The organism is Pseudomonas sp. DWP3-1-3b3, from assembly GCF_049896305.1.
Lineage (GTDB): Bacteria > Pseudomonadota > Gammaproteobacteria > Pseudomonadales > Pseudomonadaceae > Aquipseudomonas > Aquipseudomonas azotoformans_A.
The window spans coordinates 381,509-395,610 of sequence record NZ_JAFCUA010000002.1 but is presented as its reverse complement, the minus strand read 5'-3'; the positions used below and the strand labels follow the sequence as shown (position 1 = coordinate 395,610).

Sequence of the window (14,102 nt, the reverse complement as noted above, 5' to 3'; positions counted from 1 at the left end):
ATGGGATCTCGCGTCGCTGCACCTAATCTTGATGTAACAAAAATAGACCGGACCAGACCATGGACTTCGTGCCTTACGCGGTACCGTTTTTCATTGCCTTGATCGTGATAGAGCTGCTCGCCGACCGCTGGCGCGGCGAGCGCAACTACCGGGTGGCGGATGCCATCAACAGCCTCAGCACCGGTGTGCTGTCCACCACCACAGGGCTGTTGACCAAGGGTGTAGGGATTTTGACCTACGCGTTCGCCCTCAAACATCTTGCATTGATTGATCTCCCGGCCCAAAGCATCTGGACCTGGGTGTTCGCCTTTGTGTTCTACGACTTCTGCTACTACTGGCTGCACCGTATGGGCCATGAACGCAACATCCTGTGGGCCGCGCACTCGGTGCATCACCAGAGCGAGGACTACAACCTCAGCACGGCCCTGCGCCAGACCAGCACCGGCTTCCTGCTGAGCTGGATCTTCTACCTGCCCCTGGCGGTCCTTGGCGTGCCATTGGTGGTGTTTATCAGCGTGGCGTCGCTCAACCTGCTTTATCAATTCTGGGTGCATACCCGGCACGTGCCGAAGCTTGGCTGGTATGAATGGTTTTTCGTCACGCCGTCCAATCATCGGGCTCACCATGCGCAGAACGCTCTCTACATGGATCGCAACTACGGCGGGGTGTTCATTATTTGGGACCGGCTGTTCGGCACCTTCCAAGAGGAAGATGACAACGAACCAGTGATTTTCGGCGTGACCACGCCCTTGGCCAGCTGGAATCCGCTATGGGCCAATCTGCAGTTTTATGCGCAGTTGTGGAGTGATGCGCGGCGTACCGAGCGCTGGTGGGACAAGTTGCGCATCTGGTTCATGCGCACCGGCTGGCGTCCGGCAGACGTAAAGGCCAAGTACCCGCTGGCCAAGCATGACCTGACCCAGTTCCGTAAATTCGAAGTGCCACTGGATGGTCGTCAGCAGGTCTACATCGCCCTGCAATTTGCGGCGTACGTGGGTTTTGGCAGTTATTTGATGAATTTCGGTGAAGGCTTGCCCACGGCGGCGCTGATCCTGGGCTGGAGTGCCATGGCGCTGGGGTTGTTTACCTTGGGGGTGGCCCTGGAGAATCGCCCGTGGGCGCTGAAGGCCGAGCTTTCGCGGCTGGTGCTGAATGTGCCGCTGGTGTGGCTGGCGCCGTTGGTGGGGCTATGGCCCGCCAGCAACCTGGGCTGGCTGGGCCTGCTGAGCTACAGCCTGCTCAGCGTGATCGGCCTCTACTGCTGTAGAAGCCGGTTTACTCGACTGGTGTCTTAGGCGTTTCGACCGGGACCGGCTCGGCTGCCAGCCGGGCCTTGGCCTCGGCACAGGCCTCGCGGGCGATGCGTGCATTCTTGATGCGGCGGCGCAGCCACAGGCCGAAGCCCAGTAGCAGCAACGCGCCCAACACCCACAGCTCGTATTTCTTGATGCTGCCCAACATACCTTCCAGCACCGCGCCGAAGTGATAGGCCGCCGCGCCCAGGGCCAACGCCCAGATCGCCGCACCAATGCCGTTGAGGATCAGGTAGCGCAACGGCGGGTAGCCGGACAGGCCGATCGCCACCGGCATGACCGTGCGCAAGCCGTAGACGAAGCGGAAGCTCAACACCCAGATATCCGGGTGCTTGCGGATATGCTCCAGGGCCTTGTCACCCATCAGTTGCCAGCGCGGCTTGCGTGCCAACAGCTTGCGGCCGTGCTTGCGGCCCATGTAATACCAAAGCTGGTCGCCGGCGTAGCTGCCGAAAAAGGCAACGACCACCACCAGGTTGATATCCATGTAGCCACGGAACGCCAGGAAGCCTGCGAGGACCAGGATGGTCTCGCCTTCAAAGAAGGTGCCCAGGAAGAGCGCAAAGTAGCCGAAGTCATGCAGAAATTGTTGAAGCATGGTCTGGGGTGCTGGCGAAATGAACGCGCAGCCTACGCCTTCACGAAGATTCATGAAAGTATCGAGATGTGTCACGAAGTGAACAATTCCTACGTGGATGACGAATGCGACTACAGGTCGCATGCTTAAGCACAACTGTCATACCTTCGTCATAATGGCCGCTTATAACTGCAACGCTCGCCCGTGAACCCGGGCTCAGGAGTCTGTCGTGAGCTTTACCCCTGCCAATCGTCTGTTCCCTGCCACCCGTCTGCGTCGCAATCGCCGTGATGATTTTTCTCGCCGCCTGGTGCGTGAAAACGTACTGACGACCAACGATCTGATCCTGCCGGTGTTTGTGCTGGACGGGGAAAATCGTCGGGAAGCGGTGGCTTCGATGCCCGGTGTGGAGCGTTTGACCATTGATCTGCTGCTTGAAGAAGCTGCAGGTTGGGTTGAGCTGGGGATTCCAGCGTTGGCACTGTTCCCGGTCACACCGTCTGAACTCAAGTCCCTGGATGCTGCCGAAGCCTGGAACCCGGACGGCATCGCCCAGCGCGCCACCCGTGCCCTGCGCGAGCGCTTCCCGGAGCTTGGGGTGATCACCGACGTGGCACTGGACCCGTTCACCACCCACGGCCAAGATGGCATTCTGGACGAAGACGGCTATGTTCAAAACGACATCACCGTCGATGCGCTGGTCAAGCAAGCCTTGTCCCACGCCGCCGCTGGCGCCCAGGTGGTTGCACCGTCGGACATGATGGACGGGCGCATCCAGGCGATTCGCGAAGCCCTGGAGCTGGCCGGTCACGTCAATGTGCGGATCATGGCCTATTCGGCCAAGTACGCCAGCGCCTACTACGGCCCGTTCCGCGATGCGGTGGGCTCGGCGTTGAACCTGGGCAAGGCCAACAAGGCTTCGTACCAGATGGACCCGGCCAACAGCCATGAAGCCCTGCACGAAGTGGCGGCCGACCTGGCCGAAGGCGCTGACATGGTGATGGTCAAGCCAGGGATGCCGTACCTGGACATCCTTTACCGGGTCAAAGAAGAATTCAAAGTGCCGACGTTTGTCTATCAGGTCAGCGGCGAGTACGCGATGCACATGGCTGCAATACAGAATGGATGGCTGAGTGAAGGGGTGATCCTAGAATCCCTGACAGCCTTAAAACGCGCCGGGGCTGATGGCATCCTGACCTACTTCGCCGCCCGCGCCGCCCAATTGCTTAGAGAGCAACAATAGCCCTCACAGGAACATTCAATGAATACCGAAGGACTCTCAGAAGTTGCCGTAAAAGACGCTCACCCGGTGGTTGAACAAGTCACCGAGACCCCGCCGGAGCATGAGCCCGCCGCGCCTGCCGTGGTAGCCGAGCCGCCAGTGCCGGCCCCGGTGGCTGCGGTGACCAACCTGGATGACAGCAGCCTGTACATCCACCGCGAGCTGTCACAACTGCAATTCAACATCCGCGTGCTGGAACAGGCGCTGGATGAGTCCTACCCGCTGCTGGAGCGGCTGAAGTTCCTGCTGATCTTCTCCAGCAACCTGGACGAGTTCTTCGAGATCCGCGTCGCCGGCCTCAAGAAACAAATCACCTTCGCCCGTGAACAAGCTGGCGCCGACGGCCTGCAGCCGCACCAGGCCCTGGCGCGCATCAGCGAGCTGGTGCACGGCCATGTGGACCGCCAATACGCGATCCTCAACGACATCCTGTTACCGGAACTGGAGAAACACCAGGTCCGCTTTATCCGTCGCCGTCACTGGACCACCAAGATCAAGACCTGGGTGCGTCGTTACTTCCGTGACGAGATCTCGCCGATCATCACCCCGATCGGCCTCGACCCGACGCACCCGTTCCCGTTGCTGGTGAACAAGAGCCTCAACTTCATCGTCGAGCTGGAAGGTATCGACGCCTTCGGTCGCGATTCCGGCCTGGCCATCATCCCGGCCCCGCGCCTGTTGCCACGCATCATCAAGGTACCGGAAGAGGTGGGGGGCGCTGGCGATAACTATGTATTCCTTTCGTCGATGATCCACGCCCACGCCGATGACCTGTTCCAGGGCATGAAGGTAAAGGGTTGCTACCAGTTCCGCCTGACCCGTAACGCCGACCTGGCGCTGGACTCCGAAGACGTCGAAGACTTGGCCCGTGCCCTGCGCGGCGAGTTGTTCTCACGGCGCTACGGCGATGCGGTGCGTCTTGAAGTGGCCGACACCTGCCCGAAACACCTGTCGGACTACCTGCTCAAGCAGTTCAACCTGGCCGAATCCGAGTTGTACCAGGTCAACGGCCCGGTCAACCTGACGCGCCTGTTCAGCATCACCGGCCTGGACAGCCATCCGGAGCTGCAATACACGCCGTTCACGCCGCAGATCCCGAAACTGCTGCAAAACAGCGAGAACATTTTCAGCGTGGTGAGCAAGCAGGACATCCTGCTGCTGCACCCCTTCGAGTCCTTCACCCCGGTGGTCGACCTGCTGCGCCAGGCTGCCAAGGACCCGCACGTCTTGGCGGTACGCCAGACGTTGTACCGTTCCGGCGCCAACTCGGAAATCGTCGACGCCCTGGTCGACGCTGCGCGTAACGGCAAGGAAGTCACGGCGGTGATCGAGCTGCGTGCGCGGTTCGACGAAGAATCCAACCTGCAACTGGCCAGCCGCCTGCAAGCTGCCGGTGCAGTGGTGATCTACGGCGTGGTCGGCTTCAAGACCCACGCCAAGATGATGCTGATCCTGCGCCGTGAAGCCGGTGAAATCGTGCGTTACGCCCACTTGGGCACCGGCAACTACCACGCCGGCAACGCCAAGCTCTACACCGACTACAGCCTGCTGACCTCCGACGACGCCCTGTGCGAAGACGTCGGCAAGTTGTTCAGCCAGCTGATCGGCATGGGCAAGACCTTGCGCATGAAAAAGCTGCTGCACGCGCCGTTCACCCTCAAGAAGGGCATGCTCGACATGATTGCCCGCGAGACCCAGTTCGCCCTCGACGGCAAGCCGGCGCACATCATTGCCAAGTTCAACTCGCTGACCGATCCGAAGATCATCCGCGCGCTGTACAAGGCCAGCCAGTCAGGCGTACGCATCGACCTGGTGGTGCGCGGCATGTGCTGCCTGCGTCCGGGCATTGTCGGCGTTTCGCACAACATCCATGTGCGCTCGATCATCGGTCGCTTCCTGGAACACACGCGGGTGTTCTACTTCCTCAACGGCGGCGAAGAGCAGATGTTCCTCTCCAGTGCCGACTGGATGGAGCGCAACCTCGATAAGCGTGTCGAGACGTGCTTCCCGGTGGAAGGCAAGAAGCTGATCATGCGGGTCAAGAAGGAGCTGGAAAGCTACCTCACCGACAACACCCACAGCTGGAGCCTGCAGTCGGACGGCCGCTACGTGCGCAACACACCGACTGGCAACCAGAACCCGCGCAGTGCGCAGGCGACGTTGTTGGAGAAGCTGGGTAGCCCGATTCTAACGGTGAATTGAGTAGCGGTGTGTACGAGCAGGCTTGTGTGGTGAGCGGGCTTGCCCCGCGCTGGGTGGCGAAGCCGCCCCAATAAAAACGCCGCATTCTGTCAGGCAGAATGCGGCGTTTGGCTTTAGGGCTGCTTCGCAGCCCAACGCGGGGCAAGCCCGCTCGCCACAGCAAGCACAACCAGCCGCTCCGGCCGCCTGCGCGTTAGCGCAGGTTCAGGCTGAACCCCACCCGCGTCAACCACTCGGCTTCCTGGGCAAAGTCCGCCTGGGTCAGTTGGTTTTCATCCAGCCAGCCCTTCGGGAACACCACATCCAGGCTGTCGCCATTGGCGCGCAGGGTCACCTGGGGCATTTCCTGGGTGCCACGGATGTGGTGGAACAGGATCGCAAAGCGCAGCAGCACGCACAGGCGGATCAGCTTGATGCCTTCGTCACCGAACTCCGCAAACTTGTCCTTGGGGATGTTACGGCGATGGCCACGTACCAGCAGGGCGAGCATTTGCTGGTCTTCGCGGGAGAAACCGGCAAGGTCCGAGTGCTCGATCAGGTAGGCGCCGTGCTTGTGGTAATGGTAGTGGGCGATGTCCAGGCCTACTTCATGCACCTTGGCGGCCCAGCCCAGCAGCTCGCGCCAGACGCCGTCCTCCAGGTCCCAGTCCTCGGCCACCTGGTCGAAGGCGTGCAGGGCTTTGCGTTCGACGCGGGCGGCTTGTTCGAGGTCGACGTGATAACGCTCCATCAACGACGTGAGCGTGCGCTCACGCACGTCTTCGTGATGGTGGCGACCCAGCAGGTCATAAAGCACGCCTTCGCGCAGGGCGCCGTCACAGTGGTCCATTCGTTGCAGCTCAAGGGCGTCGAAGATCGCCTCGAGAATCGCCAGGCCGGCCGGGAAAATGGTGCGGCGATCGGGCTTGATGCCATCGAAGTCGATTTTCTCGGCGTCCCCCAGCTTGAACAGCTTGCGCTTGAGCCACGCCAAGCCTTCGGCATTCACTTCGCCGGTGCCATGGCCGCCGGCTTTCAGGGCCAGGCCGATGGCGCGAATGGTGCCGGACGAGCCGATGGCTTCATCCCAGGTCAGGCGGTGCAGGGCGTGCTCGATGCTCATGATCTCCAGCCGCGCCGCCGTATAGGCCTGGGCGTATCGCGCCGGGGTGATCTTGCCGTCCTTGAAATAGCGTTGGGTGTAGCTGACGCAACCCATCTGCAGGCTTTCGCGCAGCAATGGCTCGAACCTTTGCCCAATGATGAATTCGGTACTGCCGCCGCCGATGTCGGCGACCAGGCGTTTGCCGGGGGTGTCGGCCAGGGTGTGGGACACGCCCAGATAAATAAGACGGGCTTCTTCACGACCGGAGATGACTTCGACGGGATGCCCAAGAATCTCCTCGGCGCGGCGGATGAATTCGCCACGGTTGCGCGCTTCGCGCAACGCGTTGGTGCCGACGATTCGCACGGCGCCCAGGGGCATGCCGTTGATCAACTGGGCAAATCGCTTGAGGCAATCGAGCCCGCGCTGCATGGACTCTTCATTGAGCTGGCGCTCGTCGTCGATGCCGGCAGCCAGTTGCACTTTCTCGCCGAGCCGCTCAAGGATGCGGATTTCGCCGTTCTGGGCCTTGGCCACGACCATGTGAAAGCTGTTGGAGCCCAGGTCGATGGCGGCGATCAGGGACAGATTCTTGGCTTGGGATTGCGGCATGGTAAGGGGGTCTCGGTCGATAACCCAGCCATCGTGCCACGATCGACCTTTGGTGCCAACGCGTACGGCTTCGGTAATTTTTCTGCGGGTGTCTGTGAGGGATTCTTGTGGGAACTGTAGGGCGGTTTTCTAAGTTAAAAGAGAAGTTGAGGTTGTCTTTGTAGGATTTATTAACGACTGATTGTAGTAGTAGTATTTACGACTTTGCCTACGCGGTGGAAGTTATTGGCTTATCGGATTTTAGTTTAAACCTACTCGGTACTTAGGTTTGGCCCACTTTTTATTTTTACGCCTCCCACATTTATTGGCGTGTTCTCTGATTCATTAATGAGGTGCCAAAGCCACAGACTGTCATTCGGCAATTTCGCCGTGGTGTTATTTATTTATGGTCGAGTGTTTCCAGGGATTGTTGGATGCTCGGGCCATTTATAGAAAACACCTGCCTATTACAGATGACAGGTAAAACATGAAAAAAAATATGTTTGGTTTGGCAATTGGCACTCTTTGCTTGGTCGCGAGTATCGGTGCTCATGCAACTACAGCGGCTGAGCTGATTGTGCGCGGGACCATCAAGCCGTTGGCGTGCAACCTGAGCCTGGCCAGCGGCGGCATCGTCGATTACGGCGTCATTCCTTCCGGTAGTCTGTCTGCTACCGCCTTCAATCCTCAGGTAGAGAAACCTGTTAGCTTGACCGTCAGCTGCGGCAATACGCCTGCGAAGTTCGGCTTGACGCTGTCTGACCTGCAATCGGGCAGCAAGGTGACGGGGATCCTTGGCACTGGCTTCACCGAGGCGCAGAACTACGGGCTGGGCCTGGTCAATGGCAAGCGTACCGGTGGCTACTCCGTCACCCTCAAGAACCTGCGCTCATCCACCGGTACGCTGAACCCCCTCGTGCGCGTTGGCACTTCAGCTTCGTGGCAGAACAGTGACGGCAAAGTCGCTCAGCGACCTAGCCAGTATTCGTGGAGCAGCAGTACCAGCCCGGTGCCAGCCTCCATCACTCAGCTGACAGGCACGCTTGAAGTAAAAGCGGTTATCAACCGCGCGCAAGATCTGGATCTGACCCGCGATGTCACGCTGGATGGCCGCGCCACACTGGAACTGAGTTACATCTAAATACGTTATGAGCGGCCGACATTAAATCAAGAGTAGTTACCTGTCTTGGTTAATTGTCGGCTGTTTTTGCGTGAGCGTTCGTTAATTGTTGGCTTTGTGGTTGTGGGGGAATTCCGTGAAGGGTCTATCAAGTACAATGATGTCGTTGCTATGGGTTATAAGTGTGTGCCTTGGTTTATGTGGCATTGCAGTAGCTGACGGAATGCAGCCCGAGACAACGGTTGTCATTCTGAATGAGGAAGACGGGGAGGCGACACTTAATATAAAGAACACCGACCCTGGCCCGGCGCTGCTTCATTCTGTTGTACAAAATATCCCCGAAGACCAGGAGCCGTTATTAATTGTCACCCCCCCAATTACTCGGGTCGAAGCGGGTGACACGCAACTTGTTCGCTTCATCAGTACGGCGAAGGCCCCCCTCAAGACGCAGCGACTGAAGCGAGTGTCATTTGAAGGTATTCCCCAGGCCCGTACGCCCGGCGGTGCGACCATTGGTATCACCCTGCGGCAGAACCTGCCCGTGATCCTGCATCCCAAAGGCCTGCCCAGGAACGATGCGCCCTGGCAGCTGCTGACGTGGAAGCGGGAAGGGGACCAGTTGAACGTTCACAACGACAGCGCTTATGTGGTGCGCCTGGCGTTGGAGGTGCAGTTGCATCCGCAGGCACGCGTGGCGACGTTGCCTCGTACCTACATCCTGCCGGGCGAAGTGCTGACGGTCGGGTCGGCCGGCTCAGTGGCGGGAGTGACTGCCGTGGAGATCCAGCCCGCCACGGTCTACGGGTTCACGGTGGACAGCTACCGTGCACCCGTGACGGCTGGCGCGGACTGACTGACCTATGAAAAAGATCAGGCAGCCGAGTCGCGCAGCCACGCGTGCGTATAGCCATGGGTTTCAGGCGCACTCCAGGGTCCTGTTGGGTCTTGCGACGCTGTGGGGCCTGCCAGGCACCAGCGCAGCCGTGGGCCTGGGGGAAGGTTTTGACCTGGCTGCGTTGACAACCCTTGGGATTGATCCGCAGGTATCCGAATACTTTCGCAGCGAAGCGCGCTTTCGCGAAGGTGTTCATGTGGTCGGGCTACGGGTCAATGGCACCCCGCTGGGTCTGGTCGACGCACGTTTCGATTACCGGGGCCAGTTGTGCTTCACCCCGGCGTTGCTGGCCAAGGCCGGTCTGGTCACGCCGTCCAGGGTGCTGCGCGAGGGCATCACCCCTGATCAGGCCTGCCATGATTTTGTTGGCGAATACCCGGCGACCATGGTGCGCCTGCGCCCGAGCAGCGATGAAGTCACCCTGGTGGTGCCTACCCAATCCCTGCGCGCGCCAGAATGGGAGGCCGGGAATTTCTCCCAAGGCGGCGCGGCGGCCATCTTCAATTACGACGTATTGGGCTTCGATACCCACTCGCGCAGTGGTCCGAGCCGCTTCGTATCGGCCTATACCGAGGCCGGGTTCAACCTGGGCAACTGGATCGTTCGCAGCCGCCAGTTCTATATCTCCGACAATGGCCGCACGCGAACCGAGCAGGTAGACGCCTACGCCCAGCGTGATATCGCGGCGTTGCAGTCAACCTTCCAGGCCGGGCAGATCTCCAGCAATAACCCGATATTTGGCGGCGTTCAGTTGGCCGGCGTGCAGTTTTTTCCGGATGGCCAGCAGCGTACGAGTGCGGGCAATGGCGAGGTGGTGGTTGAGGGATTGGCCCAAAGCCAGTCACGGATCGAGGTTCGTCAGTCGGGCGCGTTGATCCACTCCACCCTGGTGCCGGAAGGTCCGTTCCGGCTGACCGGTTTGCCTTTGCTCAACAGCACCAGCGACCTCGATGTCAGCGTGATCGACGTGCGGGGCGCAAAGCGCAGTTTTGTCGTGCCTGCCGCGTCCTTCCGAGGTGGAGCACCCGTCACGCCGGGCTACTATTTTTCCCTTGGCAAGGTGCGTGATACATCTATTGATACGCGAGGGGTGCAAGCGCCCGTGGTTGCCATGGGGAGTGGAACCTGGGGGCTGGGCCAGCGTTCGTCGGTAGGTTTCGGGTTGCTGAGTACCGACGAGTATCAGTCGGCGGGAGGCACCCTGAGCAGTGTGTTTTTCCATCAGATGACGGTGGGCGTGCGCCACAATCTGTCCCGTGATGCGCTGGACGGGGTGGGAGGCGCGCGCAGCACGTTGTCGTTGAGCACCCCGTTGTTCGCCAACCTCGACATGAACCTAAGTGCGTCGTCACAGACCCGCGGTTACCGGGAGGTACTCGACGCAGGCCAGGCATCACGGGGGTATGACCTCGATGCACGCTTCAAGCGCCAGTACACGGCGGGGTTGGGCTGGGCGGACCCGTTCGTGGGCGGTTTTTCCCTCAGCTTTACCCGTAGCTCACAATTTGACGGGCGATCCACCGATCACCTCTTCGCGTCATGGAACAAGAACTTTGGTGGCGTTGATGTGGCGCTGATCGCCGACGCCCAGGTCGGCGGGGCCAGGCCTCGACGCCTGGACCCGGCGCCGGGTGGCCGTCGTGACGAAAGGCTGGACGAGGACACGTCGCTGAGGCTGCAGGTCACCGTGCCCTTGGGCGGGAACCGCCGGGTGAGTTCCTACGTCAGCCGCCGGGGTGATCGGCTGGACGCGGGTACCGCTCTCAGTGAGACGGTCAACGATTACGTGAACTATGAAGTCGGCGTGGATCGCGACGTGAACGAGCGTGAACAGAGCGTGCGTGGCCGTGTGGACCTGCTACCGCTTTATACCCGCGTGAGCCTGGGCGCCAGCCGTGACGCGTCAAACAGCAGCTATTCCGGCCAACTGCAAGGCGGCATCGTGGCCCATGAACACGGGGTGACGTTTTCGCCGTACGCGGTGCAGGACACCTTTGGCATTGTCTCGGTGGGCGATATCGGCGCGGCCAAGGTCTCGACGCCCTATGGCCCGGTATGGACCGACTTCAGCGGCCAGGCGGTACTCCCTGGGCTGCAGGCCTACGGCGATAACCATGTGCAGGTGCAGACCCAGTCGCTGCCCAAACGTGTCGACCTGAAGAACGGCACCAAAGTACTCGCCGCCGGTCGTGGCTCGGTCAATATCCTCGACTTTGATGTGGTGAAAGTCCGTCGTCTGTTGCTTGAAGCTCAGGATGAGCAGGGCCGACCACTGCCTCAAGGTGCCGCAGTATTCGGCGAAGGCAACAACTTTGTGACCAGCGTCGTGGGTGAGGGCATGATTTTCCTGAACAATATCGATGGGCCGCAAACCCTGAGAGTTTCACTGCCGGACTCCAAGTCCTGCCTGCTGCAAGTCAATCCTGAGCAAGAGCCTGACGATGACAAACTCTACGAAACCGCACCGGTGGTCTGCCATGTTCGCTAACCGTAGGAGCGTGTGGCTGTTGTGGGTGGCCCTTGTGACGAGCCAGGCCCAGGCAGAAAACTGCCGGATGACCCTGAGCGAGCCCCGGGTCGACTATGGGGTGATTCGCCCTTCGCAAGCATCGTCCGGTAGGACGACAATGACGCTGGACACGCCACGCACGCTGCATTTGAGTGTGCTTTGCACGGACCCTTCGGTGATGGCGCTGCGTTTCAGTGGTGTAGCCGCCGATGCCCAAGGCTTCCAGTTTGGTCGACAAGGGCGTTTTACCTTGAACCTGAGGCAGGCCCAGGTCGACGGCAGGCCGGTATCGTGGCAGACCGATGAAGCCTCCAGTGGGCAGCTGTTACCGGGGCGTGTGTTATCGGCGAGCGCAGGCGGTGCGCCGGTAATGGGCCGTCGGCTGACGGCCCAGGTGGAAATAGCGGTTCAATTGCCGGCCGATGCCCTCTCGGTACGTCGGGAGATGCTGCTGGAGGGGCGTGGCCAATTCGAACTGGTCAGCCCGGCTGTTCCGTAGAACCAATGAAGTTGGCCAGCTCGGCGGTTTGCGGGTTGGCGAACAACATTTTTGGGTCGCCCACCTCGTGCACCTTGCCCTGGTGCATGAACACCAGCTTGTCGCCGACTTCACGGGCGAAGCGCATTTCGTGGGTCACCATGATCAGGGTCATGCCGTCCTTGGCCAGTTGGCGCACCACGCTGAGCACTTCATTGACCAGCTCCGGGTCGAGGGCCGAGGTAATTTCGTCGCACAGCAGCACTTTGGGCGACATGGCCAAGGCACGCGCAATCGCCACGCGTTGTTGCTGTCCGCCAGACAGGCGATCGGGGAAGGCGTCGAATTTTTCGCCCAGCCCGACGCGCTCCAGCATTTGCCTGGCCAATTGTGCCGCCTTGGCCTTCGGCACTTTCTGCACCACTTGCGGCGCGAGCATGACGTTCTCGCCCACCGTCAGGTGCGGGAACAGGTTGAACTGCTGGAACACCATGCCGACTTTCTGCCGCAGGCTGCGCAGGTCGGCGCGCGCGGCATCAAGGTATTCGCCATCGACTTCGATCACGCCGTCGTTGATCGACTCCAGGCCATTGAGGGTGCGCAGCAAGGTGGATTTACCCGAACCGCTGCGGCCGATGATCGCCACCACCTGGCCTTCTTCAACGCTCAGGTCGATGCCCTTGAGTACATGGTGATCGCCGTAATACTTATGCAGGGCGGAAATTCTAAGCAGAGGCATGCAGTCTCCTTTCCAGGTAGCGCGCACTGAGGGACAAGGGGTAGCAGAGCAAGAAATAACCAAGGGCCACCAGGCCGTAGACCATGAAGGGCTCGAAGGTGGCGTTGGCGAGCATGCCGCCGGTCTTGGTCAGTTCGGTGAAGCCGATGATCGAGGTCACGGCGGTGCCTTTGACTACCTGCACCGAAAACCCCACGGTGGGCGCGACGGCAATGCGCAGCGCTTGGGGCAGGATCACGTAGCGCAGTTGCTCAAGCGGGTTGAGCGCCAGGCTGGCCGAGGCTTCCCACTGCCCGTGGGCGATGGAGTCGACACAGCCCCGCCAGATTTCGGCGAGGTAGGCGCTGGTGAACAAGGTCAGGGCAATCGCCGCCGCCAGCCAGGGCGATATATCCACACCGAGCAGGGCAATGCCGAAAAACACCAGGAACAGCTGCATCAACAGCGGCGTGCCCTGGAACAGTTCGATATAGGTGCGCGCCAGGTTGCGCGGGAAGGCCTTGCGGCTGATGCGCATCGTCATCACCAGCAAACCGATCACGCCTCCACCGATGAACGCCACCAGCGACAGCAACAGCGTCCATTGCAGACCCGTGAGCAGGTTGCGCACGATGTCCCAGAACGAAAAATCACTCATCGGCTATTCCTCATCACGAAGCGGCGGCCGATCCAGTTGAGCAACTGGCGAATCATCAGCGCCATGCACAGGTACACCAGGGTGGTCAGGGCATAGGTTTCGAATGCACGGAAGTTGCGCGACTGGATAAAGTTGGCGGCAAAACTCAGCTCTTCGGTGGCGATCTGCGAACACACCGCCGAACCGAGCATCACGATGATGATCTGGCTGCTCAATGCCGGCCACACCTTGCCCAGCGCCGGCAGCAGCACCACGTGGCGGAAGGCTTCGAAGCGTGTCATCGCCAGCGCGGCGGCGGCTTCCAGTTGTCCGCGCGGGATGGCTTGAATGCCGGCGCGGATGATTTCCGTGGAGTAGGCGCCCAGGTTGATCACCATCGCCAGCACCGCCGCTTGCCACTCGGTGATCTTCAGCCCCAGGGACGGCAGGCCGAAGAAGATGAAGAACAGCTGCACCAGGAACGGCGTGTTGCGGATCAACTCGACATACACACCGAAGATCCACGCAAACGGCTGGATCTTCCACGCCCGCACCACGGCGCCGACGGTGCCCAGGGCTACGCCGAGGAGGGCGCCGATGGCCGTCAGCTCCAGGGTGAACAGCGCGCCGCGCAACAGCAGGTCGGTATTGGCCAGCACCGGCACGAAGTCAAATTGATACGCCATGAGTCAGCTC

General features: G+C 60.5%; 12 protein-coding genes. 7 read left to right on the top strand and 5 right to left on the bottom strand.

Annotated elements, in window-relative coordinates; genetic code table 11:
* The first annotated feature begins 59 nt into the window (after window positions 1–59).
* Complete coding sequence (locus ACP7BX_RS08205; protein ID WP_426127154.1) at window positions 60–1,295, top strand: sterol desaturase family protein; 1,236 nt, start codon at window positions 60–62, stop codon at window positions 1,293–1,295.
* On the opposite strand, the gene ACP7BX_RS08200 is transcribed toward ACP7BX_RS08205, so the two are convergent.
* The gene (locus ACP7BX_RS08200) at window positions 1,276–1,911 is read right to left on the bottom strand and encodes a DedA family protein (protein ID WP_033897595.1); all 636 of its coding nucleotides are present in this window, start codon (window positions 1,909–1,911) and stop codon (window positions 1,276–1,278) included. The two genes, ACP7BX_RS08205 and ACP7BX_RS08200, sit on opposite strands and share 20 nt — an antisense overlap.
* Window positions 1,912–2,119: 208 nt before the next feature.
* On the opposite strand from ACP7BX_RS08200, the gene hemB reads away from it, so the two are divergent.
* Together hemB and ppk1 are read left to right on the top strand one after the other, a co-directional pair.
* Window positions 2,120–3,133, top strand: a complete 1,014-nt coding sequence (gene hemB, locus ACP7BX_RS08195) for a porphobilinogen synthase (RefSeq protein WP_426127156.1) — start codon at window positions 2,120–2,122, stop codon at window positions 3,131–3,133.
* Window positions 3,134–3,151: 18 nt separating this feature from the next.
* Complete coding sequence (gene ppk1, locus ACP7BX_RS08190; RefSeq protein WP_028618415.1) at window positions 3,152–5,374, top strand: polyphosphate kinase 1; 2,223 nt, start codon at window positions 3,152–3,154, stop codon at window positions 5,372–5,374.
* Window positions 5,375–5,567: 193 nt separating this feature from the next.
* Here the strand turns inward: ppk1 and ppx are convergent, their stop codons facing one another.
* Entirely contained in the window at window positions 5,568–7,070 is a 1,503-nt protein-coding gene (gene ppx / locus ACP7BX_RS08185) for an exopolyphosphatase (RefSeq protein ID WP_033897523.1), read from the bottom strand.
* Window positions 7,071–7,536: 466 nt separating this feature from the next.
* Here ppx and ACP7BX_RS08180 point away from each other — a divergent pair, with 466 nt between their 5' ends.
* From ACP7BX_RS08180 to ACP7BX_RS08165, 4 genes are all read left to right on the top strand, one after another.
* Window positions 7,537–8,190: a DUF1120 domain-containing protein gene (locus ACP7BX_RS08180; protein ID WP_426127158.1), complete on the top strand. Its 654-nt coding sequence runs from the start codon at window positions 7,537–7,539 to the stop codon at window positions 8,188–8,190.
* Between the two features lie 139 nt (window positions 8,191–8,329).
* Window positions 8,330–9,022, top strand: coding sequence for a fimbria/pilus chaperone family protein (locus ACP7BX_RS08175; protein WP_426127361.1), 693 nt, complete (start codon window positions 8,330–8,332; stop codon window positions 9,020–9,022).
* Window positions 9,023–9,029: 7 nt separating this feature from the next.
* Complete coding sequence (locus ACP7BX_RS08170; RefSeq protein ID WP_426127160.1) at window positions 9,030–11,552, top strand: fimbria/pilus outer membrane usher protein; 2,523 nt, start codon at window positions 9,030–9,032, stop codon at window positions 11,550–11,552.
* Window positions 11,542–12,072, top strand: a complete 531-nt coding sequence (locus ACP7BX_RS08165) for a hypothetical protein (RefSeq protein WP_426127162.1) — start codon at window positions 11,542–11,544, stop codon at window positions 12,070–12,072. The genes ACP7BX_RS08170 and ACP7BX_RS08165 overlap by 11 nt, the downstream gene beginning before the upstream one ends.
* Here the strand turns inward: ACP7BX_RS08165 and ACP7BX_RS08160 are convergent.
* Genes ACP7BX_RS08160 through ACP7BX_RS08150 form a run of 3 tightly spaced genes read right to left on the bottom strand, consistent with a single transcriptional unit; the run spans window position 12,053 to window position 14,092 of the window.
* Window positions 12,053–12,790 (bottom strand): amino acid ABC transporter ATP-binding protein, encoded by a 738-nt coding sequence (locus ACP7BX_RS08160; protein WP_177110419.1) that lies wholly within the window; start codon window positions 12,788–12,790, stop codon window positions 12,053–12,055. The genes ACP7BX_RS08165 and ACP7BX_RS08160 overlap by 20 nt on opposite strands.
* Window positions 12,777–13,427, bottom strand: coding sequence for an amino acid ABC transporter permease (locus ACP7BX_RS08155; RefSeq protein ID WP_033897527.1), 651 nt, complete (start codon window positions 13,425–13,427; stop codon window positions 12,777–12,779). Before ACP7BX_RS08155 ends, ACP7BX_RS08160 begins: the two co-directional genes overlap by 14 nt.
* A complete protein-coding gene (locus ACP7BX_RS08150) occupies window positions 13,424–14,092 on the bottom strand; it encodes an amino acid ABC transporter permease (RefSeq protein ID WP_005792409.1) in 669 nt (222 codons plus the stop codon). Before ACP7BX_RS08150 ends, ACP7BX_RS08155 begins: the two co-directional genes overlap by 4 nt.
* Window positions 14,093–14,102: the final 10 nt, after the last annotated feature.